Origin of the sequence: Pseudomonas sp. E6002 (assembly GCF_013385565.1) — a bacterium.
GTDB lineage: Bacteria > Pseudomonadota > Gammaproteobacteria > Pseudomonadales > Pseudomonadaceae > Aquipseudomonas.
The window spans coordinates 102,260-126,843 of record NZ_JACAPT010000004.1 but is presented as its reverse complement, the minus strand read 5'-3'; the positions used below and the strand labels follow the sequence as shown (position 1 = coordinate 126,843).

21 protein-coding genes are annotated in these 24,584 nt (G+C 61.9%); 13 read left to right on the top strand and 8 right to left on the bottom strand.

Going from position 1 to position 24,584, the window contains the following annotated elements:
- Positions 1–150: 150 nt before the first annotated feature.
- Entirely contained in the window at positions 151–621 is a 471-nt protein-coding gene (locus HX815_RS04885) for a DUF1289 domain-containing protein (protein WP_003209237.1), read from the bottom strand.
- 394 nt (positions 622–1,015) lie between these two features.
- On the opposite strand from HX815_RS04885, the gene acnB reads away from it, so the two are divergent.
- A complete protein-coding gene (gene acnB / locus HX815_RS04880; RefSeq protein ID WP_003209239.1) occupies positions 1,016–3,616 on the top strand; it encodes a bifunctional aconitate hydratase 2/2-methylisocitrate dehydratase in 2,601 nt (866 codons plus the stop codon).
- Between the two features lie 33 nt (positions 3,617–3,649).
- On the opposite strand, the gene HX815_RS04875 is transcribed toward acnB, so the two are convergent.
- Positions 3,650–4,072 (bottom strand): MerR family transcriptional regulator, encoded by a 423-nt coding sequence (locus tag HX815_RS04875; RefSeq protein WP_087693749.1) that lies wholly within the window; start codon positions 4,070–4,072, stop codon positions 3,650–3,652.
- A 69-nt stretch (positions 4,073–4,141) separates the two neighbouring features.
- On the opposite strand from HX815_RS04875, the gene HX815_RS04870 reads away from it, so the two are divergent.
- Entirely contained in the window at positions 4,142–5,374 is a 1,233-nt protein-coding gene (locus HX815_RS04870) for an NADH:flavin oxidoreductase/NADH oxidase family protein (protein WP_177027882.1), read from the top strand.
- Positions 5,375–5,452: 78 nt separating this feature from the next.
- Positions 5,453–7,177, top strand: a complete 1,725-nt coding sequence (gene poxB, locus HX815_RS04865) for a ubiquinone-dependent pyruvate dehydrogenase (protein ID WP_008431335.1) — start codon at positions 5,453–5,455, stop codon at positions 7,175–7,177.
- Between the two features lie 85 nt (positions 7,178–7,262).
- On the opposite strand, the gene HX815_RS04860 is transcribed toward poxB, so the two are convergent.
- Positions 7,263–7,820, bottom strand: a complete 558-nt coding sequence (locus tag HX815_RS04860; protein ID WP_008431334.1) for an NADPH-dependent FMN reductase — start codon at positions 7,818–7,820, stop codon at positions 7,263–7,265.
- A 228-nt stretch (positions 7,821–8,048) separates the two neighbouring features.
- Between HX815_RS04860 and HX815_RS04855 the strand changes: the two genes are divergently transcribed.
- Complete coding sequence (locus tag HX815_RS04855; protein WP_003209248.1) at positions 8,049–8,285, top strand: hypothetical protein; 237 nt, start codon at positions 8,049–8,051, stop codon at positions 8,283–8,285.
- 4 nt (positions 8,286–8,289) lie between these two features.
- On the opposite strand, the gene gspG is transcribed toward HX815_RS04855, so the two are convergent.
- Entirely contained in the window at positions 8,290–8,718 is a 429-nt protein-coding gene (gspG, locus tag HX815_RS04850) for a type II secretion system major pseudopilin GspG (protein WP_102369043.1), read from the bottom strand.
- 176 nt (positions 8,719–8,894) lie between these two features.
- On the opposite strand from gspG, the gene HX815_RS04845 reads away from it, so the two are divergent.
- A complete protein-coding gene (locus HX815_RS04845; protein WP_087693738.1) occupies positions 8,895–9,797 on the top strand; it encodes a LysR substrate-binding domain-containing protein in 903 nt (300 codons plus the stop codon).
- Positions 9,798–10,619: 822 nt separating this feature from the next.
- On the opposite strand, the gene HX815_RS04840 is transcribed toward HX815_RS04845, so the two are convergent.
- The 3 genes from HX815_RS04840 to HX815_RS04830 form a co-directional block, all read right to left on the bottom strand.
- A complete protein-coding gene (locus HX815_RS04840; RefSeq protein ID WP_003217028.1) occupies positions 10,620–11,189 on the bottom strand; it encodes a GNAT family N-acetyltransferase in 570 nt (189 codons plus the stop codon).
- Between the two features lie 20 nt (positions 11,190–11,209).
- Complete coding sequence (locus tag HX815_RS04835) at positions 11,210–13,465, bottom strand: arginine/lysine/ornithine decarboxylase (protein ID WP_087693840.1); 2,256 nt, start codon at positions 13,463–13,465, stop codon at positions 11,210–11,212.
- Positions 13,466–13,546: 81 nt separating this feature from the next.
- Positions 13,547–14,920 carry a PLP-dependent aminotransferase family protein gene (locus HX815_RS04830; RefSeq protein ID WP_177027881.1) on the bottom strand — a complete coding sequence of 458 codons (1,374 nt, stop codon included), beginning with the start codon at positions 14,918–14,920 and terminating at the stop codon, positions 13,547–13,549.
- A gap of 133 nt (positions 14,921–15,053) precedes the next feature.
- Between HX815_RS04830 and HX815_RS04825 the strand changes: the two genes are divergently transcribed.
- The 5 genes from HX815_RS04825 to HX815_RS04805 all read left to right on the top strand — a co-directional run bounded on the left by HX815_RS04825 (position 15,054) and on the right by HX815_RS04805 (position 21,233).
- Positions 15,054–15,530, top strand: a complete 477-nt coding sequence (locus HX815_RS04825) for a carboxymuconolactone decarboxylase family protein (protein WP_177021461.1) — start codon at positions 15,054–15,056, stop codon at positions 15,528–15,530.
- On the top strand, positions 15,523–15,963 hold the full coding sequence (locus HX815_RS04820) for a GNAT family N-acetyltransferase (RefSeq protein WP_177021460.1): 441 nt from the start codon (positions 15,523–15,525) through the stop codon (positions 15,961–15,963). Before HX815_RS04825 ends, HX815_RS04820 begins: the two co-directional genes overlap by 8 nt.
- Positions 15,960–16,583 carry an FMN-dependent NADH-azoreductase gene (locus tag HX815_RS04815; protein ID WP_177027880.1) on the top strand — a complete coding sequence of 208 codons (624 nt, stop codon included), beginning with the start codon at positions 15,960–15,962 and terminating at the stop codon, positions 16,581–16,583. Before HX815_RS04820 ends, HX815_RS04815 begins: the two co-directional genes overlap by 4 nt.
- A gap of 59 nt (positions 16,584–16,642) precedes the next feature.
- Positions 16,643–17,791 carry a MalY/PatB family protein gene (locus HX815_RS04810; RefSeq protein ID WP_177027879.1) on the top strand — a complete coding sequence of 383 codons (1,149 nt, stop codon included), beginning with the start codon at positions 16,643–16,645 and terminating at the stop codon, positions 17,789–17,791.
- 94 nt (positions 17,792–17,885) lie between these two features.
- The gene (locus HX815_RS04805) at positions 17,886–21,233 is read left to right on the top strand and encodes a hypothetical protein (RefSeq protein ID WP_134326606.1); all 3,348 of its coding nucleotides are present in this window, start codon (positions 17,886–17,888) and stop codon (positions 21,231–21,233) included.
- 148 nt (positions 21,234–21,381) lie between these two features.
- On the opposite strand, the gene HX815_RS04800 is transcribed toward HX815_RS04805, so the two are convergent.
- A complete protein-coding gene (locus HX815_RS04800) occupies positions 21,382–21,597 on the bottom strand; it encodes a molybdopterin-binding protein (protein ID WP_003217010.1) in 216 nt (71 codons plus the stop codon).
- A 413-nt stretch (positions 21,598–22,010) separates the two neighbouring features.
- Between HX815_RS04800 and HX815_RS04795 the strand changes: the two genes are divergently transcribed.
- Genes HX815_RS04795 through HX815_RS04785 form a run of 3 tightly spaced genes read left to right on the top strand, consistent with a single transcriptional unit; the run spans position 22,011 to position 24,542 of the window.
- Positions 22,011–22,982, top strand: a complete 972-nt coding sequence (locus HX815_RS04795; RefSeq protein ID WP_177027878.1) for an aliphatic sulfonate ABC transporter substrate-binding protein — start codon at positions 22,011–22,013, stop codon at positions 22,980–22,982.
- A gap of 10 nt (positions 22,983–22,992) precedes the next feature.
- Positions 22,993–23,826: an ABC transporter permease gene (locus HX815_RS04790; RefSeq protein WP_177027877.1), complete on the top strand. Its 834-nt coding sequence runs from the start codon at positions 22,993–22,995 to the stop codon at positions 23,824–23,826.
- 2 nt (positions 23,827–23,828) lie between these two features.
- Complete coding sequence (locus HX815_RS04785) at positions 23,829–24,542, top strand: ABC transporter ATP-binding protein (RefSeq protein WP_008431321.1); 714 nt, start codon at positions 23,829–23,831, stop codon at positions 24,540–24,542.
- The last annotated feature ends 42 nt before the right edge of the window (positions 24,543–24,584 follow it).

Below are 24,584 nucleotides of genomic sequence, written 5' to 3'. Positions count from 1 at the left end.
CCAAAGCCGGAGTGAGGGCACTCCGAGCCTAAGCGAGGAGCCGAGTGGTGGGGCAAGAGCGTTTTGCTTACTTTTGCGCTTTTCAAAAGTGAGCCGCTGTAAGAGCGGAACCATAAGCGGCCGTTACCCAAATAACGGATATGTACTCAATCACCCCCCAAACGCATCCCTGAGAAACCCCGGAGCGATATACCGCTGATAATGCGCCTCGGACAAAATAAAAAACTCCCGGTCAATGGCATCCCGCAACTCAGGCAACCCCCACTCCCGAAACTCCGGCATCAACACCATCCCGTAAGCCTCCAGATTGCTGATCACCCGCGCCCCCCGGGCAATCAACTGATAGGCCCAGCAGTACTCCGACTGATGCGGCACAAACCGAATCTTGCGCTGCTCCAGCTGCCCCCGCAGCATTTTAGGGTCAAACACCTCAAGCTTCCCGGCCATCACCTGCACCAACAACTGCTCCAGCCGCAGCCACACCGCACGTTTTTCTTCCTCGTTATACCCGTTCCACTGAATCACCTCATGGTGAAACCGCTTACACCCCCGGCACACAAGATCGCCGTAAACCGTGGAGCACAGGCCTACGCAGGGGGTCTTGATGGTTTGGTTAGACATGGTCGACAACGCACAAATCAGCGAAACAGTTGCACATGTTAGCCCTTTGTCTAAGGTTGATCACCCTGCAAACTTGGCGCGGCAACTTACGTTTAGAATTTTTTTGCCGTAGAATCATCCGGCCTTGTAAGGCGCCAATAATCCGTTGGAAGCTGTTTTCAAAGCGTCACGAGCACAGTCGTTCCTAAAGAACGGTGTTGGCGATGGTTATTTACCCGGTAAATAGCCAGCGCCAACCCTCATCAGCTCCGTTCTGCAGGCGTAAAACTTTGAAAGCAGCTTCTGTGAGGATTGCCGGCAGCGCTGGCTCTACGGCCCAAAAAGCCCCTGAGCGCATGCGTGCCGTGCTTTTCTGGATGAGCGTCCCGTGGGACCACTGATGAGGGTAATAACTGTGCTTGAAGCCTACCGCAAACATATCGAAGAGCGTGCAGCCCTGGGTATCGTTCCCCAGCCGCTTAACGCCGAACAAACCGCAGGCCTGGTCGAGCTGCTGAAAAATCCCCCGGCTGGCGAAGAAGAATTCCTCGTTGACCTGATCACCAACCGCATTCCACCAGGCGTTGACGAAGCTGCCTACGTCAAGGCCGGTTTCCTGTCTGCCCTGGCCAAGGGCGAAGCCACTTCTCCCCTGATCGACAAGAAACGCGCTGTTGAACTGCTCGGCACCATGCAAGGCGGCTACAACATCGTGACCCTGGTCGAGCTGCTGGACGACGCCACCCTGGCCCCCGTCGCTGCCGCCCAACTCAAGCACACCCTGCTGATGTTCGATGCTTTCCACGACGTCGCGGAAAAAGCCAGGAACGGCAACGAACACGCCAAAGCCGTGATCCAGTCCTGGGCCGACGGCGAGTGGTTCAAGAACCGCCCGACCCTGGCCGACAAGATCAGCCTGCGCGTGTTCAAGGTCACCGGCGAAACCAACACCGACGACCTGTCCCCTGCCCCGGACGCCTGGTCCCGTCCTGACATCCCGCTGCACGCCCTGGCCATGCTGAAAATGGCCCGTGAAGGCATCGTGCCGGATGAGCAAGGCAAGACCGGCCCGATGAAGCAGATCGAAGAAATGCGCGGCCAGGGCTTCCCGATCGCCTACGTCGGTGACGTGGTCGGTACCGGTTCGTCGCGTAAATCGGCCACCAACTCGGTACTGTGGTTCTTCGGCGACGACGTGCCTTACGTGCCGAACAAGCGCGCTGGCGGCTTCTGCTTCGGCAGCAAGATCGCTCCAATCTTCTACAACACCATGGAAGATGCCGGCGCACTGCCAATCGAGTTCGACGTTACCAACATGAACATGGGCGACGTGATCGACCTGTACCCGCATGCTGGCAAAGTCACCAAGCACAACAGCGATGAAGTCCTGACCACCTTCGAAATGAAGACTCCGGTCCTGTTGGATGAAGTCCGTGCCGGCGGTCGTATCCCGCTGATCATCGGCCGTGGCCTGACCGAAAAGGCACGTGCCGAACTGGGTCTGCCACCTTCGACCCTGTTCAAGCTGCCGGAAGCCCCGGCTGAAAGCGACAAGGGCTACACCCTGGCGCAGAAAATGGTCGGCAAGGCCTGCGGCGTGGCTGGCGTTCGTCCAGGCACCTACTGCGAACCGAAGATGACCACCGTCGGCTCCCAGGACACCACCGGTCCCATGACCCGTGACGAACTGAAAGACCTGGCGTGCCTGGGCTTCTCCACCGATCTGGTAATGCAGTCGTTCTGCCACACCGCGGCCTATCCAAAGCCGATCGACGTGACCACCCACCACACCCTGCCTGACTTCATCATGACCCGTGGCGGCGTATCGCTGCGTCCAGGCGACGGCATCATCCACAGCTGGCTGAACCGCATGCTGCTGCCGGACACCGTCGGTACCGGTGGTGACTCCCACACCCGTTTCCCGATGGGCATTTCGTTCCCGGCCGGTTCCGGCCTGGTAGCGTTCGCCGCAGCCACCGGCGTCATGCCGCTGGACATGCCGGAATCGATCCTGGTGCGCTTCAAAGGTGAAATGCAGCCTGGTATCACCCTGCGTGACCTGGTTCACGCCATTCCTTACTACGCGATCCAGGCTGGCCTGCTGACCGTAGAGAAGAAAGGCAAGAAGAACGCTTTCTCCGGCCGTATCCTGGAAATCGAAGGCCTGGACAACCTGAGCATCGAACAAGCCTTCGAGCTGTCCGACGCCTCGGCTGAACGTTCGGCTGCCGGTTGCACCATCAAGCTGTCGAAAGAATCCATCACCGAGTACCTGAACTCCAACATCACCCTGCTGCGCTGGATGATCGGTGAAGGCTACGGCGATGCGCGCACCCTGGAACGTCGTGCCCAAGCGATGGAAGCCTGGGTTGCCAACCCTGAGCTGATGGTTGCCGATGCTGACGCCGAATACGCTGAAATCATCGAGATCGACCTGGCCGACATCAAGGAGCCTGTGCTCTGCGCGCCAAACGATCCGGACGACGCCCGTCTGCTGTCCAGCGTTGCTGGCGAGAAGATCGACGAAGTGTTCATCGGTTCGTGCATGACCAACATCGGTCACTTCCGCGCTGCCGGTAAACTGCTGGATCAGGTCAAGGGTCAGCTGCCAACCCGTCTGTGGCTGTCGCCGCCGACCAAGATGGACGCTCACCAACTGACCGAAGAAGGCTACTACGGCATCTACGGCAAGGCTGGCGCGCGCATGGAAATGCCGGGCTGCTCGCTGTGCATGGGTAACCAGGCACGTGTAGAGCCGAACTCGACCGTTGTGTCGACGTCGACCCGTAACTTCCCGAACCGTCTGGGTGACGGCGCAAACGTCTACCTGGCTTCGGCCGAGCTGGCGTCGGTGGCTTCCATCCTGGGTCGCCTGCCGACCGTCGAGGAGTACATGGAATACGCCGCGAAGATCAACACCATGGCCAGCGACGTGTATCGCTACCTGAGTTTTGACCAGATCGCCGAGTTCCGTGAAATTGCTGCAAGCGCCAACATCCCTGTGGTTCAAGCCTAAGGTTTTGTTGCTGTAAACGAACGCCGCGTATCGTCAGATGCGCGGCGTTTTTTTATGCGCCTCGATTGAGGCCCAGACCTTGTCCTGCGCCTGGGTGCACGGCGTGCCTTCTGGGTGTGCCTGGATCGTGGCGATCACCGCGCGTAACTCTGCCTTGCTCTGGTCCATTCGGGCTTGAAGCTCTTCTATCTGCGCAATCCTGCGCTCAAGCCTCAAGATGATATCGGCGCGTTTCGCCTCGCTCGGCGAATCGTCGGGCATCAGCGCCTTCAACTCCTGCAAGCTGAAACCGGCGCGCTGAGCGCCCTGGATCAATTGCAGCGTCTGCAACGTCTGCATGGGATAACGGCGATAGCCATTACCTTGTCGCTCGACCTGGATCAGCCCCTGGGCTTCGTAAAAACGAATCTTCGAGGCTGCCAAGCCGCTGCGTTCCGCCAGTTCACCAATATTCATCGCCAACCCCATTGACCTTAAAGTGACCTTTAAGCTTAGCCTGAGCGCTCCCAATGTGAGGAGTCAAGCATGTCGCCCTTTGAAGCGTTGCAATTGCCCAACGGCCAGCTCATCAGTAACCGCATCGCCAAGGCGGCGATGGAAGAGAACATGGCGGATGCGAACCAGGCGCCTTCCGAGGCCCTGATGCGCTTGTATCAAGCCTGGGCCGACGGCGAGCCCGGCCTGATCCTGACCGGCAACGTGATGATTGATCGCCGTGCCATGACCGGCCCCGGCGGCGTGGTGCTGGAAGACGAACGTCACCTGGACAAGTTTCGCCAATGGGCCGCGATTGGCCGGGCCAAGGGCGCGCAGTTCTGGGTGCAGCTCAACCACCCGGGCCGTCAGACCATGGCCAACCTCGGCCAGCAGGCCCTGGCACCTTCGGCGGTGGCCCTCGATCTCGGCGGCTTTTCGAAGATGTTCGCCCAACCCAAGGCCATGACCGAAGAAGATATCCAGGACGTCATCACGCGCTTCGCCACCAGCGCGCGTCTCGCCGAAAAGGCCGGCTTCAGCGGTGCGCAGATTCACGCGGCCCACGGCTACCTGCTCAGCCAGTTTCTCTCGCCCTTGAGCAACCAGCGCACAGACCGCTGGGGCGGCAGCGTTGAAAACCGTGCGCGGCTGTTGCTGGAAGTGATCAAAGCCGTGCGCGCCGCCGTGAGCGCGGATTTCTGCGTGGCGGTGAAACTCAATTCCGCCGACTTCCAGCGCGGTGGCTTCGACGCCGCCGACGCCCGCTCCGTGGTCGAACTGCTCAATCCGCTGGCCATCGACCTGCTGGAACTGTCCGGCGGCAGCTACGAAGCCCCGGCCATGCAAGGCGAAGCCCGCGATGGGCGCACCCTGGCCCGCGAAGCCTATTTCATCGAAATGGCCAGCGACCTGGCGAAAGTCGCCAACATGCCGGTGATGGTCACCGGCGGCATCCGGCGCTTGCCGATTGTCCAGCAAGTCCTGGACAGCGGCATCGCCATGGCCGGAATCGCCACTGCCCTGACCCTGGAGCCGCACCTGATCAAGCAATGGCGGGCCGGCCGCGATCTCAACCCGCAATTGCCGCCGATCCGCTGGAAGCGCAAACCCCTGGCCAGCCTGGCGAGCATGGCAGTGGTGCGCTATCAGCTTCGCCGCCTGAGCCGTGGCCGCCAGCCGAAACCCGGGGTGACGCCGCTGCTGGCGTTGATAAAAGACCAACTGTTTATCGCCCGCCGCACTCGGCAATATCGCGCTGCGATGACCAATTCTTCACATTGAGCGGGGAGCATTCAGCGCCATGGAACTGTCCTTAACTGATCAGCAGCTTTTTACCCTCACTGACGATTGGAGTTCTTCATGGCGAAAATCACCCTGGCCCAGCAATTGGCGACCACCCTTGAACAGGCGGGCATCAAGCGCATCTGGGGCCTGACCGGCGACAGCCTCAACGGCCTGACCGACTCCCTGCGCACCATGGACAGCATCGAGTGGATGCATGTGCGCCACGAAGAAGTGGCCGCGTTTGCCGCCGGTGCCGAAGCCGCCGCCACCGGCGAGCTGACCGTATGCGCCGGCAGCTGCGGCCCCGGCAACCTGCACTTGATCAATGGCCTGTTCGATTGCCATCGCAACCACGTGCCGGTGCTGGCCATTGCCGCACAGATCCCCTCCTCCGAGATCGGCCTGAACTACTTCCAGGAAACCCATCCCCAGGAACTGTTCAAGGAGTGCAGCCACTTTATCGAGCTGGTGACCAACCCCGAGCAGATGCCTCACGTGCTGCACCGTGCCATGCGCTCGGCGATCCTCAACCGCGGCGTAGCGGTGGTGGTGATTCCGGGGGATGTGTCACTGTTGGAAGTAGAAGATAAATTCAAACCGTGGCCGGCCCTGCTGGCACCGCGCACGTTGCCGGCGGAACAGGACCTGCAACGCCTCACCGACATCCTCGAACACAGCGGCAAAGTCACCCTGCTGTGTGGCAGCGGCTGTGCCGGCGCCCACGATGAGGTGGTGGCCCTGGCAGACGCCCTCGGCGCGCCCGTGGTGCATGCCCTGCGCGGCAAGGAACATGTGGAGTGGGACAACCCGTTCGACGTCGGCATGACCGGCCTGATCGGCTTCAGCTCCGGCTACCACGCCATGCTCAACTGCGACACGCTGATCATGCTCGGCACCGACTTCCCGTATCGCCAGTTCTACCCGACCGACGCAAAAATTATCCAGGTCGACCGCAACCCGCAGGCACTGGGCCGGCGTGCCACGCTGGACCTGGGCATTGCAGCTGACGTCAGCGAGACCATCCAGGCGCTGCTGCCGCGCCTGACCCGCAAGACGGACCGCAGCTTCCTCGAAACCTCGCTCAAGCATTATGAAAAAGCCCGCCAAGGGTTGGATGACCTGGCGGAACCGTCAAAGGCCGGCCGGCCAATTCACCCGCAGTATGTCGCGCGCCTGCTCAGCGAACTGGCGGACGACGACGCAATCTTCACCGCCGACGTTGGCTCGCCGACAGTCTGGGCGGCGCGTTACTTGAAAATGAACGGCAAGCGCCGGTTGATCGGCTCGTTCAACCATGGCTCGATGGCCAACGCCATGCCCCAGGCCATCGGTGCGCAAGCCGCGTTTCCCGGGCGCCAGGTGATTTCGATGTCCGGCGACGGTGGGTTCACCATGCTGATGGGTGACTTCATCAGCCTGGCGCAGCTGAACCTGCCGGTGAAGCTGGTGGTGTTCAACAACTCTTCTTTGGGCTTCGTCGCCATGGAGATGAAAGCGGCGGGCTACCTGGATACCGGCACCGAGCTGAAAAACCCGGACTTTGCCGCCATGTCCAACGCCATGGGCATCCTCGGTATTCGCGTAGAGCAGTCCGAAGACCTGGAACCGGCCCTGCGCCGCGCCCTGGCCCACGACGGCCCGGTGCTGGTGGACGTGGTCACCGCCACCCAGGAACTGGTGATGCCGCCGAGCATCAAGCTGGAGCAGGCCAAGGGCTTCAGCCTGTACATGCTCAAGGCGGTGATGAGTGGGCGCGGTGATGAGGTGATCGAGTTGGCGAAAACCAACTGGCTGCGTTAATAGCGCCGTAGTGGCCGACCACGCGGCCTGACCGCAGACAAAAAAGACCCCGCTTAAATAGCGGGGTCTTCTTTCGCACGGCTGATCAGCCGTGCTGTTTTTCCACCCACTTGCCATAGGCGTCGATAAACGCCTGCAAAAACGGCTTGGTCTTTTCCGAGACCTTGCCCGACTCATCGAACACGCTGCCCGCACCGCCCAGGTAGGCTTCCGGCTGCTGCATGCACGGCACATCGAGGAACACCAGCGACTGGCGCAAATGGTGATTGGCCCCAAAACCGCCGATGGCGCCGGGGGACACACTGATCACCGCACCCGGCTTGCCGCTGAAGACACTTTGGCCATAAGGGCGTGAACCGACGTCAATCGCATTCTTCAATACACCCGGCACGGAGCGGTTGTATTCGGGGGTCACAAACAACACCGCGTCGGATGAACGCACGTGTTGACGGAAAGTACTGTAGGCTGCCGGCGGTGCAGCACCGTCGATGTCCTCGTTGTAGAGCGGCAAATCGCCAATTTCGACAATGTTCAACTTGAGGTTGGCGGGCGCCAACTCGGCCAGTGCCAGGGCGACCTTGCGGTTGATCGACTCTTTTCTCAAGCTGCCGACCAGTACGGCAATCGTGTAGACCTTGCTCATTGGGGTTTCCCGATTTCTGACTTAAGGAGTTTGTAGTTATAGAGCCTGCGCGACGCTATCACCAGCGCGTCTTTGCAATCCCCAGGGACGTTTACACCGCAGATGGATTTGTAAGTAATGTCTGAAAAAGTCAACGAATAGTATTTTTTTTCAATAGGTAAACTACCCCGCTCTCCTACGGTCTACAGAACCGCAAATCGAGTGTTTATCTCCAGAGGTTCTAAACAGATGGCAGCAGTACTTGTCGGACAGTTCCATGCCAGAGACGCGGAAGGTCGCGTTTATTCGGTGCATGAGTTCCAGGAATCCAACCCGCCCCTCGACGGCCTGGCTGGCTCGGCGCCCACCACCACCTACAAGCTGGCCATTGGCGACCGCGTAGAAAAACTGGATGGCGATGAGTTCAGGCTGATTCAGTCGGGCACTATCATCACCCGCGAATCCGCCACGATCCACGCTTCATAAGACGTTATTCCCCATAGGCGATATCAACATTATCGCCGACGCCTCCCAGTGTCCGGTCCTTGCCGAACGAGAACAGATCAAAGTTGGTTTTGGCCTGGCTGGGAGGATAGTGGTACTGATAGGCCACGCCCCAAGGGTCCGTCAGCATGTCCTGATCCTTGAGATAGGGGCCCCGCCACTTCCCTTCTCCCGCTGGCTGAACCGTCAACACCGCCAGCCCCTCGTCGTCGGTAGGATAACGCCCTACATCCTGATGAAACTGCTCGACTGCCTTGCCCAGCTCTTTCAACTGGACCTTGGCCGTGGCGATTTCCGACTGAGTCACGTCGCCGAAGATCCGCGGCCCCACCGCAACCGCCAACACGCCGACCACCAGCACCACCACCAGCAGGTCCCACAACGAAAACCCGCGCGTGTCTGTTTTACCGAGCATCGATAAGGCTCCCCCGTGGATCCTCTGGTTGATACGCCCTTTGTATGACCTGCTGGTTGCAGGCGCCAAGGGACTTGATCGTGCAAGTCTAGTTGGGGCGCTGCCGTGGCGGGTCTTTTTTCCACGCCCGGGCCTGAGCCATTGAATCCACGTCGCGCTGAACATAGACTCCGGCCATGCGTTTACGTCATATCGAAGTCATTCAAGCGATTTTACAGACCGGACACCTCGGCACCGCCGCCGAATGGTTGCAACTGCCCGTGGCCGATGTGGACGCAACCCTCAAGGATGCCGAGCTGCAGTTGGGCTTCATGCTGTTCGCCAGTGTGCGCGGACGCTTGCAGGCCACCCGGGAAACCCTTGAGCTGCAGGCCGAAATCGCCCACCTCTATGCAGCCCTTGAGCCGGTGCAACGCCTGGCCAGCAGCCTTAAGCACCATCATGCCCCGCCCTTGCGCGCACTGTGCACCCCGCCGCTGGCCAATCAACTGCTGCCCCAGGCGATCGCCGTGCTGCGCCGACGTTTCCAAGACACGCCGTGCAACCTCTCCAGCCATTCCACCCGGGATATCGTCAAAAGCCTGCTGCTGCACGAAGCCGACCTCGGCCTGAGCCTGCACGACCCGGACCATCCGCAAATCCACAGCCAACCACTGGCCCACGGCAAGCTGCAATTGCTCGCGCCCCATGGCTGGCTGAAGCCTCGGCAGAAGTACATTGCGCTACAGGAACTGGCCGGGCAGTCGATGATCGGCCTTGAAGGCCAGGACCCGCTGAGCCGCCTGCTGGACAGCAAGCTGCAAGCCCTGCGCCCGCTGCCGGTGGTGCAAACGCGGGTGCAGACGTATCAGATGATGCGCAGCATGGTAGAAGCCGGGGAAGGCCTGGCGATTGTCGACCCGTTCACCGCCAGCGGCGCACGGGAAGCCGGGCTGGATGCGTGCCCGTTGTCACCGCCGATTGTGGTGACCTTGTATGCGTTGACCCTGAAGGGTAGCGAGCCATCGCCCGCCTTGAATGCGCTGCTGGAGATTGTCACCGAGAAGGCTGAAAGCCTGCTGACAAGCACATTGCCGTGAATGTGGGAGCTGTCGAGCTTCAGCGAGGCTGCGATAGCGGCGGCACAGTCGATAAAGAGGTTGCCTGACACACCGCCATCCCGGCCTCGCTGGGGCTCGACGGCTCCCACAGGGGGTCGGGGGAAGTCTGGGAGTTGTGTGTTCGGTCGCAAGTACTTGGGTTGCTCAAATCGAATGTAGGAGCTGTCGAGCTTCAGCGAGGCTGCGAAGGCGGCGGCACTGTCGATAAAGAGGTTGCCTGATACACCGCCATCGCGGCCTCGCTGGGGCTCGACGGCTCCCACAGGGGGTCGGGGGAAGTCTGGGAGTTGTGTGCTCGGTCGCAAGTACTTGGGTTGCGCAAATCGAATGTGGGAGCTGTCGAGCTTCAGCGAGGCTGCGAAGGCGGCGGCACAGTCGATAAAGAGGTTGCCTGACACACCGCCATCGCGGCCTCGCTGGGGCTCGACGGCTCCCACAGGGGATCGGGGGAAGTCTGGGAGTTGTGTGTTCGGTCGCAAGTACTTGGGTTGCGCAAATCGAATGTAGGAGCTGTCGAGCTTTAGCGAGGCTGCGAAGACGGCGGCACAGTCGATAAAGAGGTTGCCTGACCTACCGCTATCGCGGCCTCGCTGGGGCTCGACGGCTCCCACAGGGGATCGAGGGAAGTCTGGGAGCTGTGTGTTCGGTCGCAAGTACTTGAGTTGCGCAAATCGAATGTGGGAGCTGTCGAGCTTCAGCGAGGCTGCGAAGGCGGCGGCACAGTCGATAAAGAGGTTGCCTGACACACCGCTATCGCAGCCTCGCCAAAGCTCGACGGCTCCTACAATTGATCGGTGCAGCTCAGACTGCTTCCAATTCTGTCTTGAACAACCGATACCAGAAAATCGCCACTTCGCGCGTCTGCGGATCAATCCCGCGATAGCGCAGGTGGTCGATCCCGCCCATCACATACCCGCAGCGCTCATACAGCCGGCAGGCACCGAGGTTGTTGTTCTGGGTCTCCAGCATCATCCCCGGCAGGTTCTTCTTGCGGCTCCAGAACTGCGCCACGTCCAGCAACGCCTTGGCCACCCCGTGGCGCCGCGCGGGCAAGACCACCGCCAGTTCATCCACGTGGGCAAAGCCGTTCCAGTTGGTGCTGACCACGATATGCCCCACGGGCCGGTCATCGAGGTAGGCCATGAACACCGCACTGTCGGCCGCGTCACGGAAGCTGGCGAACTCCTCGGGGTCGATGCCGTAGCATTTGCGGTACGGCACGATACGCTCCACCGCCCACTGGTCGACGCGCTTGCCCATTTCCGGCTTGCCGTAGGCGTTGACTTCAAAGCTGAAGTCGTTCCCCCACACGTAGGCGTCAAATCCTTCGTCAGCCACCCGAACACTGAGGCCCGGGTACTTCGGGTTCATTACAGCTTGCATAAACATCCTTAACCCTTGATGCAGTCGACGGTGTAACAACGACCACTGCCGTCATCTTCGTGTTGCAGTCCATGAACATCGGCAACAAAGCCGGGGAAACTGCTATCGAACGTCCTGGCAAACGCCAGGTAATCAATGATCGAGCGAGTCGATTCGGTAAAGCGCTCACCCGGCATGATCAACGGAATGCCCGGCGGGTAAGGCACCAGCATGACCGCTGCGACCCGACCTGGCAAAGCGTCGATGGACACCGCCTCGACTTCGCCCTTGACCAACAGGTCATAGGCGTCGGCCGGTTTCATCGCGATTTCCGGCAGTACCGTGTACATCCGCTTCAGGTGCTTGGCCGTGGCGTTGCTGCGGTAACAGCTGTGCAACTGGTCGCACAGATCCTTTAAACCCAATCCCTGATACCGCGCCGGGCCCTGCTGAAACACCGATGGCAAACAGACAGCAAGGCTCACGTTGGCGTCATAACTGCGCTTGAATTCCAGCAGTTCGGTGAGCAGGGTACTCCACTTGCCTTTGGTGATGCCCATGGAAAACAGCACGAGGAACGAATACAGCCCGGTCTTTTCCACCACCAGCCCACGTTCCCAGAGGAATTTGCTGACCACCGCAGCGGGAATTCCGCACTCGCTCAAAGCCCCGCCGGCATTCAGGCCAGGCATCACCAGGGTGACTTTTATCGGGTCCAGCAGCACATAGTCTTCGGCGATATCGCCAAAGCCATGCCAGTCGGCCTGGGGTTGCAGCAGCCAGTCCGCCGTCACCACCCGGTCAATGCCCGCCACCAGCGGCGGCTGCCAGATGGAAAACCACCAGTCTTCAGCGGCGATATGCTGGCGCAGGTTGGCCAGGGCGCGACGAAAGCTCAGGGCCTCGTCAAACATCTCTTGCAGCAACGACCGCCCCGCCGGCCCTTCCATCATTGCGGACGCCACATCCAGGGAGGCTATGATGCTGTACTGCGGCGAGGTGGAAATATGCATCATGAACGCTTCGTTGAAGCGGTCGCGGTCCAGCTTGCGCACGCCGCCATCCTGCACATGGATCATCGACGCCTGGCTGAACGCCGCCAGCAACTTGTGCGTGGAGTGCGTGGTGAACACCAGCGGGCTGTCGGCCGTGCGCGAAGTGCCCATGCCATAGCGCCCGGCGAAAAACTCATGAAACGCCGCGTAGGCGTACCACGCCTCGTCAAAGTGCAGCACCTCGACGCTGTTGCCCAGTTGCTGCTTGATCAGCTCGGCGTTGTAGCACAGGCCGTCGTAGGTGGAATTGGTGACCACCGCCAGCTTGACCCTGGCCGGTCGGCCTCGGGTCAGCGGGCTGGCGTCGATCTTGGCGCGGATCGACTCGGGGCTGAACTCGCTCAGGGGAATCGGCCCGATGATCCCCAGTTCATTGCGCTCCGGGCACAGGTACAGCGGGATGGCGCCGGTCATGATGATCGAATGCAACACCGACTTGTGACAGTTGCGGTCCACCAGCACCAGGTCATCCCGGCCCACCATCGAGTGCCAGACGATCTTGTTGGCGGTGGAGGTGCCATTGATCACGAAGTAGGTGTGATCGGCGCCGAAGTTGCGCGCTGCCCGCGCCTCGGCTTCGGCCAACGGGCCGGTGTGGTCCAGCAGCGAGCCGAGCTCCGGCACCGACACCGACAAGTCCGAACGCAGGGTATTTTCCCCGAAGAACTGATGAAACGCCTGCCCCACCGGGCTCTTGCGATAGGCCACGCCGCCGCCATGACCGGGGGTGTGCCAGGAATAATTGGAATCCGCCGTGTGCTGCACCAGGGCCTTGAAGAATGGCGGCAACAGGCCATCCAGGTAGGCGCGGGCCGCACGGGCCACTTGCCGGGCAAGAAACGGCACGGTGTCTTCAAACAGATAAAGAATGCCCCGCAACTGGTTCAGCTCGCTCATGGCATCGGCCGGGGCGTTTTCCAGGGTGACCTGCTCACCGAGGGCGAAGATCGGCAGGTTTGGCGCCCGCACCCGCGCCAGGCGGATCAGCTCCACCATGTTTTGCATCAGATGGGTATTTTCCCCGGCGCCCTCGGCGGCAATCAGCATGCAGGCCAGGCCGTGATGGGTCGAAGCCACCAGGCGACCCTCGGCGTAGTCCACCGCCGAAAAGATACTGAAGCCCTCCTGCTCAAGCTCCCGGGCGATGCCCCGGACGCGGTCGCCGGCAACGGTGTCGGCCTTGATGTCGCGGTGTACGATCAGAACCGGGAACTTCAGGTCTTTGTACATGAGCGCTTGGCGTCCTGAGGGCTATGCCTTCAGGGTAGAAGCTCGGGGCCGATGTGGCGAATGAAGATGTTCAACCGGTGTTCACAAAGCGCCGTCGATGACCTCGCGCAACACCAGCGCCGCTTCCACCGCTTGCTGGCGAGTCGCCAGGTTGGTGAAGCCCATCAACAGGCCTTGCTGACCGCCGGGCTCGATACTCCAGCCCGACACGGCCTGTATCCCCAGCCCGGCACGTGCGGCGGCCGCAGCGACGGCCTGATCGCAGACGTCCACCCGCAGCCGCGCCAGCAGGTTGATCCCGCCGGACTGCTCATCCACCTGCAAAAGCGCCCCGCAATGACTGGCCAGTGCCTCCACCAGAAAGCCGCGCCGCACGGTGTAGAGCTGGCGCATTTTTTTCAGGTGACGGGTGAAATGGCCCTGGTCGAGAAAGTCCGCCGTGGTGGCTTGCAGCAATTCGGCGCTGCGGTTTTGCAGCACGCCGGCGCTGGCCTCAAAGGCCGGGAGCAGCGCCCGAGGCACCACCAGATAACCCAGGCGCAGCCCCGGGAAGAGCATCTTGCTGAAACTGCCGGAGTAGATCACCCGGTCGGCCGTGTCCTGGCTCTTGAGCGCGGCCAGGGGCTGGCCCTTGTAGCGAAACTCGCTGTCGTAGTCGTCTTCCACCACCCAGCCGCCGTGGACCTGTGCCCAATCGAGCAAGCGATGGCGCCGCGCATCACTGAGGGCCACCCCCAGCGGGCTCTGGTGGGCCGGGGTGACAATCGCCAGCCGGGCGCCGGGCGCACGCCGTACGCCCTCCTCCACATCAAGCCCGTCGTGGTCCACCGGCACCGGGACCAACTGCACCCCCAGGTGCAGCAGCAGTTGCCGCGCATGCAGGTAGCCCGGGTCTTCGAACCAGCATGGCTGGCCGGCCATCTGCAGCGCATCACACACCAGCGCGAGGCACGCCGAGTAACCGGCACACACGAACACCTGCTCCGGCGAACATTCCACGCCCCGGTACAGCGCCAGGTATTGCGCGATCGCCACACGCAGCGAGCGGGCACCACGCACATCGCCCATGGCCAGGCTGTTCACATCGACTCGGCGCACTTGCCGGGTGACCAGCCGCGCCCACAGCTTGCGCGGAAAGCTGTCGAGCGCCGGCAAGCCCAACTGCAACAGGCGCGGGGCCGACGCCGGCGCCACGGGTTCGGGTTCAACCGGCAACGACTTGATCGAGCGCTGCGGCAACGCCTCGGCCACCACTGTTCCCGCCTGGCCCCGCGCCAGGAAGAACCCTTCGCTCACCAGCAACTGGTAGGCCGTCTCCACCGTGCCCCGGGCCACCTTCAGTTCCTGGGCCAGGCTGCGCACCGACGGCACCCGCTCACCAGGGCGCAGTTGGCCCTGGTCGATGGCCTGGCGAAAGCGCCGGTAGATCTCCTGGTATTTGGGCAGTGACGACATCGTTATCCGGCTCACAGTGAATCAGCCCTGAAGTCTGATCTTGTCCCAACCCGCTTGTCCATTCTTGGCCCTATTGAGCCGGCGACCCGGCCGCCACACTGACGGCATCACTTCATGAAACAAGGAGCACCCCATGCAACACCGTCTCGACTACGCCCTGGCGGCGCCCGTCGGCTACAAGGCCCTTGGCTCGGTGCACAGCTACATCCACGGCTGCGACCTGGAGAAGGAATTGATTGACCTGGTGTACCTGCGGGTCTCGCAACTCAACGGCTGCGCCTACTGCCTGGACTCACATTCGCGCGACCTGCTCAAACAGGGCGTGAGCCTGGAAAAGCTGATGCTGCTGGCCGCCTGGCGCGAAGCGTTGCCGTTGTTCAGCCCGCGTGAACGCGCCGCGTTAGCTTGGGCCGAGTCGGTCACCCAGGTCGCACAAACCGAGGTGCCGGACGAACACTATGCCGAGGCCAAGGCCCTCTTCGATGACAAGGAAATTGCCGACCTGACCCTGGCTATCGCCCTGATGAACGCCCTGAACCGCGTCGCCATCAGCTTTCGCAAAGTCCCTGCCGCCGTAAAAGCGCACATGGAGCACGGCAACCATGAATGACTCTGTTGAGTTTGTGCACATCGAAAGCGACGCCGACTGCCTGGCCTGCTTTGCCGTTATGCAGCAACTGCGGCCAAAGCTCGAAGACCCGCACGCCTTCGTCCAGCAGATCCAGCGCCAGCGCGAAACCGGCTACCGCCTGCTGGCCGCCCGGGAAAACGGCCAGGTGCTGGGCCTGGCCGGTTATCGCCTGACGGAAAACCTGCTGTATGGCCGCTTTATCTACGTCGATGACCTGGTGGTGGACGCCTCGCTGCAACGCCGACGCCTGGGTGCGCACCTGCTGGACGAGGTACGCCAGCACACCCGCCGCCTGGGCTATCGCTACCTGGTGCTGGACACCGGCATGCACATGGCCCTGGCCCAACGCTTCTATTTTCGCCAGGGCCTGCTGCCACTGGGGATGCACTTTTCACAGGACCTCGGCCAATGACCCGCGCCCTGCTACTGAGCTTCAGCCCCCACGGCAAGGCCGCCCAGACCTTCCGCCTGGCCCGCGCCCTGCTCCGCGAACAGGCACCCGAGGCCGAAGTGGTCGAACGCGACTACGGCGGCCAGGCCCTGCCGGCGCTGACCCGGGAATACGCCAACGCCCTGACCACGCCCGGCGGCCTGAGCGGCCCGGCAACCGAGCGCTCCGAGCAACTGATTGTCGAGCTGGAAGCCTGTGACCTGTTGATCATCTGCACCCCCGTGCACAATTTCACGGTGCCGGCGGCCCTCAAGTGCTGGATCGACCATGTGGTGCGCATCCACCGCAGTTTCACGGTGAATCCGCAGTTTGAGAAAGTCGGCTTGCTCAAGGACCGGCGCACCTTTGTACTGGTCAGCTCCGGCAGTTCGCGAAAAAACCGCGAGCCCGACTTCCTCACGCCCTACCTGCAGGCGATCCTTGGAACCGTGGGCATTCACGCGGTGGATTTCGTCTATCTGGGGGCCATGGTGCGTGGCGAAGCCGCCGTGCAGCGCAGCCTGGAACAGGCCCACACGCAGTTGGCCGAGGCATTTGACCGGCAAGCGGGCGCCCGGGCGGCAATCAGCGCTGGCGCGTAAAATTAATGGCGCTAGAATCAGCGCCATTTCTACGCCCGCCTCCCTGATACGAGCCACCCATGAGCTTTGATTTCGACACGATCCACTCCCGCCTCGGCACCGGCAGCACCAAGTGGAGTCGTTACCCGCAAGACGTTCTGCCGATGTGGATTGCCGACATGGACATCGCTGCCCCACCGGCCGTGCTTCAAGCGTTGCACGAGCGACTGGGTCAGCAGATCCTCGGCTACAGCGTGGCCTGCGATGGCGTGCGCGAGGCGATCGTCGCCGACCTGTGGGCCAAGTACGCCTGGCGCGTACAGCCGGATGAGTTGCTGTTCCTGCCGGGGGTCGAGCCTGGTTTCAACATGGCGCTGCACGCATTTGTGCAGCCCGGCCAACCGGTGGTGTTGCAAACCCCCAACTATCGCCCGATCCGCCTGGCGCCCGGCCACTGGAACCTGCCGAAGATCGAAGTGCCATTTGAGCTGAGCGCCGAAGGCGAGTACCTCACGCCGTTGCCGGCAATGCGTGAAGCCCTCACCGGCGCCGGGGCGCTGCTGTTGAGCAACCCGCACAACCCGATGGGCAAGGTCTTCCCCCGTGAGGAACTGCTGGCCGTGGCCAGCGCCTGCCTGGACCAGGGTGCGCTGATCGTCTCCGATGAAATCCACGCCGAGCTGTGCTTTGACGGCCGCCGGCATATTCCCACCGCCAGCCTCAGCCCCGAGATTGCCCAGCGCACCATCACCCTGATGTCGGCGAGCAAGGCGTATAACGTCGCCGGGTTGAAGACCTGCTTCGCGGTGATCCAGAATCCCGAGATCCGCGAGCGCTTCAACCAAGCCCGCTGCGGCATGGTCGACAGCGTCAGCCCCCTGGGCCTGGAAGCCACGCGTGCGGCCTACAGCGACTGCGGCGACTGGCTGCAGGCGCTGGTGGCCTACCTGCAAGCCAACCGCGATTACCTGCTGAACGCCGTGCAAACCCGCCTGCCCGGCGTGGTCATGCATGCGCCTCAAGGCACCTACCTGGCCTGGCTGGATTGCAGCGCCCTGGGCCTGGACGACCCGCAACGGTTCTTCCTCGAACAGGCCAGGGTCGGCTTGAGCGCCGGGATTGAATTCGGCGATCACAGCCAGCAATTCGTGCGCCTGAACTTCGGCTGCCCACGGGCCATGCTGGAAGAAGGCATCGCCCGCCTGGAACGCAGCCTGCGTCACCGTTAAGGCGCAATTCACAACTTTTCGCAACGACCGCCGAACCCCTGCTGTTACTGTTTTTGCCGATTCGTCCCACCGGTAACAGCAGGAGTTCCATGGCATGACGACCCAGCCGCTCAACCGCTCGACCGACCCCAAAGCCCTTCCTCTCACACCGCCCAAGTCCGGCGCGGCGTTCCACGTGCTGCTCAAGAACAGCGCCAACAACAAGAAGGTGGAGGCCGGCGACAAAACCGCGCAAGGGCTCGCTGCCAGCAAGGAACAAGGCTATGAACTGGCCGCCAAGGACGCCGCACCGCCCACCACCCTGGGGGACTACAAGGCCATCGGCCCGGCGGACGAAGTCGGCCCCGGCCTGATCCGCTATGAAACCCAGGACGGCAAGAAAGTCATCGTCAGCGAAAAAGACAGCCCCGAGCTGTTCAAGCAAGTCAGCGCCGACTTCAAGGCACTCTCCGGCGTCAACGCCAGCGAAGCTGCCGGCTACCAGCGCCTGGGCGGCGACGCCACGGCCCCGGAAAAGCTCGGCGACTACAAATCCCTCGGCCCGCCCGACGAAACCGGCCCCGGCGTGATCCGCTACGAGACCCAGGACGGCAACAAGTTCGTCATCAGCCAGCGCGACAACCCGGAGGCCTTCCAGAAAGCCAAGGAAGCCTATGAAAGCTTCACCGGCCTGGGCAGCAGCGAAGACGCCGGCTACAAGCGCGCCAGCGACAACGAAGTGTGGCCGCCCTACGCCGGCACCACCGTCGGCCCCAAGGATGAAGTCGGCCCCGGCCTGATCCGCTTTGAAAGCAATGGCCAGAAAATGGTCGTGGCCCGCGACGACAACCCCAAGCTGTTCGACTACCTGGCAGGCTTGCACGAGGTCTACACCAACCCCGACAAAAAGGCCGCCGTAGAGTCCGCGCTCAACGACGGCTCGACCCTGGCAGACGCCAATACCAAGGCGCCGGAGCTGAACGACTACAAGGGCTTCGGCTGGATCGAAGGCCAGCAAGGCAATGTGCTGACCTATGAAACCCACGACGGCACCAAGGTCGTCGTATCGGCCGACGTCAGCCCGGAACTGTTCAAGAGCGTGGCCACCGCCCAGGACACCTGGAGCAAGATCCACTCCAGTGAAGACGCCGGCTACAAGCTGGCCGGGCCGAATGACTTCCTGAAGAACACCGAGATCACCTTCGGTTCTCCCGACGAGCTGGGGGACGGCCTGATCCGCTATGAAACCAGCGAAGGCAAGGTCATCGTCTCCAAGGAGCTCAGCCCGCAGCTCTACGACGAAGTGGTGGCGAAATGGGAAGCCTGGAGCGCCGGCACCGTCGACGAGACCCGCGCCAAGTACAACCTGCCGAGCAACGATGAGCTCGACGTGCTCAACCTCGACACCGGCGTGCATGCCGACAAGGACGACGACAAGTCGCCGACCCAGAGCGTCAGCGAACTGGCCACCACCGAACTGATCGACACCTACCGCGCCGGCGTCAAGGACGGCTCGATTCCCAAAGACGACCCACGGGCCAAACTGGTCCGCGCCCTGGAAGCCCAGGCCGCCTACCAGAACGGCCATGGCATCACCGGCTACGAAGAATCCAAGCGCCCGTTCAACACCACCTGGCGCGAGTTCGATGACAAGCAGACCGAGCTCACCTCCGCCGACATGCACGACATCATCGACGGCAAGGCGGTGCAGGAGCAGATCGGCGAGTTGTTCAAGGACCCGACGGTGCAGGCCGACTACAAGACCAAGATGGACGACGCCATCAGTCACCTGCCCAACAAGGACGAGATCAAGCAGAAGCTTCTCGACCTGACCAGCAACCCCGACTATGTGCTGTACCTCAAGGACCTGCAAAAACAGGGCAAGAGCCACGAAGCCCAGCAAGACCTGAGCAACACCCTGACCTCGCTGTCGCTGTTCGACCCGGAAGCCGCCACCAAGGCCGCGCAGAATATCCAGGCCGATGGCCTCACCACCGATCTCAACGAGATTCTCTCGGACCCGAGCAAGATCTCCGACGACAACAAGGAACTGGCCACCAAGGACCTGTTCGGCCTGCTCAAGGGCGTGCTCAAGGGCAACCTGCTGGACCTGCCGCGCCGCAGCCAGGAAGTGCTGGAGAAATTCCTCAACGAGGGCCTGGAGGGCAAGGAGAAATCCTCGGCCGTGACCAAGGCCCTGGAAGAACTCGGCGACGTCTACAAGAACAGCGGCACCATCAGCGAAGCCGACGTGAAAACCGCCCTGAGCAAACCGTATATCCCGGTGGCGGATCGCGGCATGCTCGGCGAAGTGTTCAACACCCTCAACAGCAAAGGCATCCTCGGCTCGATGGGCGCCGGCGTCAGCCTGTTCTCGGGGATTTACCAACTGGTGGGCAAAGGCGGCAAGCTCGGCGAAACCCCGGCCCAACGCATGACCATCGCCAAGGACTTCCTGAGTTTTGCCGGCGGCGCCAGCCACTTCGTCAAGCTCGGTGACAAGATCGGCGAAGCCCTGGGCAAGGGCGGCCTGGTGGACTTCCTCGGCCTGGACAAGACCCTGCCGGAAATCTGGGGCAAGGAAGGTGCGGCCGGCAAAGTCATCGACTTCAGCAAGCCCACCGAAATCGACTCAAAGGTCAGCAAGGAAATCGCTGCGGCCCTGGACGCGGTTCCCGACAGCCAGTACGACGGCGTGGCCAAGCTGTTTGGCGAGGGCGACAAGGCGGTAACCGAAGCCACCGAAGGCCTCGCCACCCACCTGGATGACGGCCTCAAGGCAGCCGGTGCGGCCAAGCTTGGCGCCTCCCAATCGGCGAAGATCGCCGGTTCCGTGATCAAGGTGTTGGGCCCGGCGACGGACATTGCCGGTGGTTTTGCCGACATTGTGCTCGGCGCCCTGGCGATCAAAAGCGGCGTGGACAGCAAAGACCCGTTGGCTCAGGCCGCAGGTGGCTTGCAAGTGGCGGGCGGTGCGTTCGGCGCGTCGGCCGGGGTATTGGGTGCGGCGGCGCTGTTTGGCGCAGGCACGGCGGCGGCGCTGACCGGGCCGCTGTTCCTGGTGGGCGTGGTGTTAGCGGTGGTAGGCGGGATCATCGGTTACTTCGTCGACCACAATAAAAAACAGAAGGCTACCGAGAAGGAAAACGACTGGTACCGCGACCTGGCCGGCGACGGTTTGCTGCAGGACAACTGGGCGGATAAGGTCGAATACGCCCACTACGAGATCCACCACTACCACGGCCGCGACACGCCGACCGATGATAGCCTGTTCCGCTTCCAGCAATCGGAGTGGGAGCACTTCGACTCCACACCACAAAGCGGCGGCTCGTCGAGCAACCGGCTGGATGGGGATTTGCACAAGGACTACAAGGACCCGAGTGAAACGCCCAAGGCACTGCCGGATGCGTCGGATGAGAAGCCAGGATCCCGGCCATCGGGAGGCGGGCCTCGGCTCAACTAACTCTCCAACGGCTGTATGCAAAACAAAATGTGTGAGCGGGCTTGCTCGCGAAAGCGGTGGATCAGTCATTGTAGATGTCGACTGTCACACCGCCTTCGCGAGCAAGCCCGCTCCCACATTTGGATTGGGTTCACAACTGGACTCGGGTTTACAGCTTGGCGATCGACACTTCAGTCGACTTCACAAAGGCAATCACTTCACTGCCCACCTTCAATTCCAGGTCACGCACCGAGCGTGTGGTAATCACCGACGTCACGATCCCCGACGCGGTTTGCACGTCGATCTCGGACACCACTTCGCCGATCAGGATTTCCTTGATCACGCCTTTGAACTGGTTGCGCACGTTGATCGCTTTAATGGTCATGTCGGCTTTCCTTTGGTCTGTTGGGTCAATCCGCACGAATGCGCAGGCACTCAAAGTGCCCTATTCGTGAAACCAACAAAAGGAATATATAACTCTTTATTTATTCCATAAAAACATATGCAAGCTGTTGCACAGCCAACAGTGATTCAACAAAGTGCCCGCCTCCCCACTCCCAACCACTCCCCACGTAGCAGCTGTCGAGCCCAAGCGATACTGCGTCAGCGGTCTATCTGACACACCGCGAACGCAGCCTCGCTTGGGCTCGACAGCTGCTACACCAGGGTGCTGCCCTGCCCTGCAAAGACGCTGGCACAGAGACTGCATATTCCTATAACGCATGATGGAACATGCCATATGAATTTTCTGAATATAAGAAAAGCCTTCTCTTTTCCCGCCTTGTCCGGAGCTGTTCCATGAAACCCTTCTTCAATACCCTGTTGGGCGCCTGCGCCCTCGCCTTCAGCCTGCAACCCCTGGCCCAAGCAGCGGAAACCGACCCTGCGCAAGTCAACCTGGACTACGCCTACTACTCCCCGGTGAGCCTGGTGCTCAAGCACTTCGGCTGGCTTGAAGAAGCGCTGCCGCAAACCAAGGTCGGCTGGGTGTTGAGCCAGGGCAGCAACCGTTCCCTGGAATACCTCAACAGCGGCGGCGTCGACTTCGCCTCGTCCGCCAGCCTGTCGGCGGTGCTCAGCCGGGCCAATGGCAGCCCGATCAAGTCGGTGTATGTGTACAGCCGCGCCGAGTGGACTGCACTGGTGGTGCGCAAGGACTCGACGTTCAACAGCGTCAGCGACCTCAAGGGCAAGAAAATCGCCGCCACCAAAGGCACCGACCCGTATCTGTTCACCCTGCGCAGCCTGCAGAAAGCCGGCCTGAGCAAGGACGACGTGGAGCTGGTGCACCTGCAGCACCCGGACGGCCGTACCGCCCTGGAGAAAGGTGATGTGGACGCCTGGGCCGGTCTCGACCCGCACATGGCCGCCAGCGAAATCCAGGCGGGTTCGCGCCTGCTGTACCGCAACAAGGACTTCAACAGCTACGGCGTGGTCAGCGTGACCGACAAATACGCCAAGGAGCATCCACAGACCATCGCCAAGGTGCTCGGTGCCTATGAAAAAGCCCGCAACTGGGCGGTGAAACACCCCGACGAATTCGCCAAGCTGCTGGCCGACGAATCCGGCCTGCCCCTGGACGTGGCCAAGCTGCAATTGTCGCGTACCGACCTTAGCAGCCCATTGCTCACTGCCCAGGACGTGGTGTCGTCCAAGGCGGCCGCGCCGATCCTGGTGTCGGAAGAACTGGTGCGCCGTGGGGTGAATGTGGATCAGGTGATCGACCAGTTGATCGACCCAAGCTTTGGCCAGGCTTTGCCTCGTCCATAAGGGGAGCGTCATGAGCAGCAAAAGCGAAACCCTGCCCGTCGCACTCGCGCCAACGCTCACCGTGCAGCGCAGCGCCTGGCCGCGGCGGCTCAAGGGCCTGGCGTTGCCGGTGTTGATCCTGGTGATCCTTGAAGTGGTGGTGCGCATCGGCTGGCTGCCGTCCTACCAGATGCCGGCGCCCAGCGAGATCGCCGTGACCCTCACCGACCTCGCCGAAGGCGCGCTGTGGAAACACATCAGCGCCAGCCTGTTGCGGGTGCTGCTGGGGTTCGCCATTGGTGCCAGCCTGGCGTTGGTGTTTGCCGCCTGGGTCGGCTTGAGCCGCGAAGCCGAGGCGTATCTGGAGCCGACCTTCGCCGGCCTGCGCTCGATCCCGAGCCTGGCCTGGGTGCCGCTGTTGCTGCTGTGGCTGGGCATTGATGAGACCTCGAAGATCGTGCTGATTGCCATCGGCGCGTTCTTCCCGGTGTACCTCAATGGCGTCGCGGCCATTCGCGACATCGACCGCAAGCTGGTGGAAGTCGGGCAGATGTATGCCTTCAGCCGCACGCGCCTGGTGCGTCGCATCCTGTTGCCTGCCGCCCTGCCCGGCCTGTTCACCGGCTTGCGCAGCGGCCTGAGCCTGGCGTGGATGTTCCTGGTGGCGGCCGAGTTGATCGCCGCGACCAAGGGCCTGGGTTACCTGCTCAGCGACGGCCGGGAAACCTCACGGCCTGACATTGTGCTGGCGGCGATCATCGTGCTGGCGCTGCTGGGCAAGATCAGCGACGGCCTGTTGGCGGCCCTGGAAAAACGCTGCCTGGCCTGGCGCGATACCTTCAACGGCCAAGGCCCGGAGAATTGAGCATGAGTGAAGCGCTACTGGACATTCGCGTCGAGCGGAAAAACTTCGGCGCGACGACGGTGCTGACCAACGTCCATTTGGCCTTGCAGCCGCGGGAAGCCGTCAGTTTGCTGGGCCCCAGTGGCTGCGGCAAAAGCACCTTGCTGCGGATCGTCGCCGGGCTGGAAAAGGACTATCAGGGGGAACTGTTGCAAGGCGGTGGTGAGGTCGCGTTTGTGTTCCAGGAGCCACGCCTGATGCCGTGGCTGACGGTGGAGCAAAACATTGGTTTCAGCGATGACGATGGCTATGACAAGGCCTGGGTCGCGCAGTTGATCGATGAGGTGGGGCTTACGGGTTTTGGCCAGGCGTTGCCCAAGGCGTTGTCTGGCGGGATGGCGCAACGGGTGGCGATTGCTCGCGGGCTGTATTCACGGCCGCAGGTGCTGTTGCTGGACGAACCGTTCAGCGCGGTGGATGCGTTTACCCGCATGAAGCTGCAGGACCTGCTGCTGCAATTGGCCGAGCACCACGGGATCGCCCTGCTGTTGGTGACTCACGATGTGGACGAGGCGCTGTACCTGAGTGACCGGGTGTTGGTGATGGATAACCGGCCGAGCAGTATTCGCCAGGAGCTGGCGGTGGAGCTGGTGCATCCGCGGGATCGGCGGGATCCGCTGTTGGCGCGGCTCAAGGCACTGGCGTTGACTGAGCTGCAGCGGGCGCATGTGATCTGAAAGGCACGTGTTGAGTCCGCCCAAAATCAAAAGCTGAAGCGG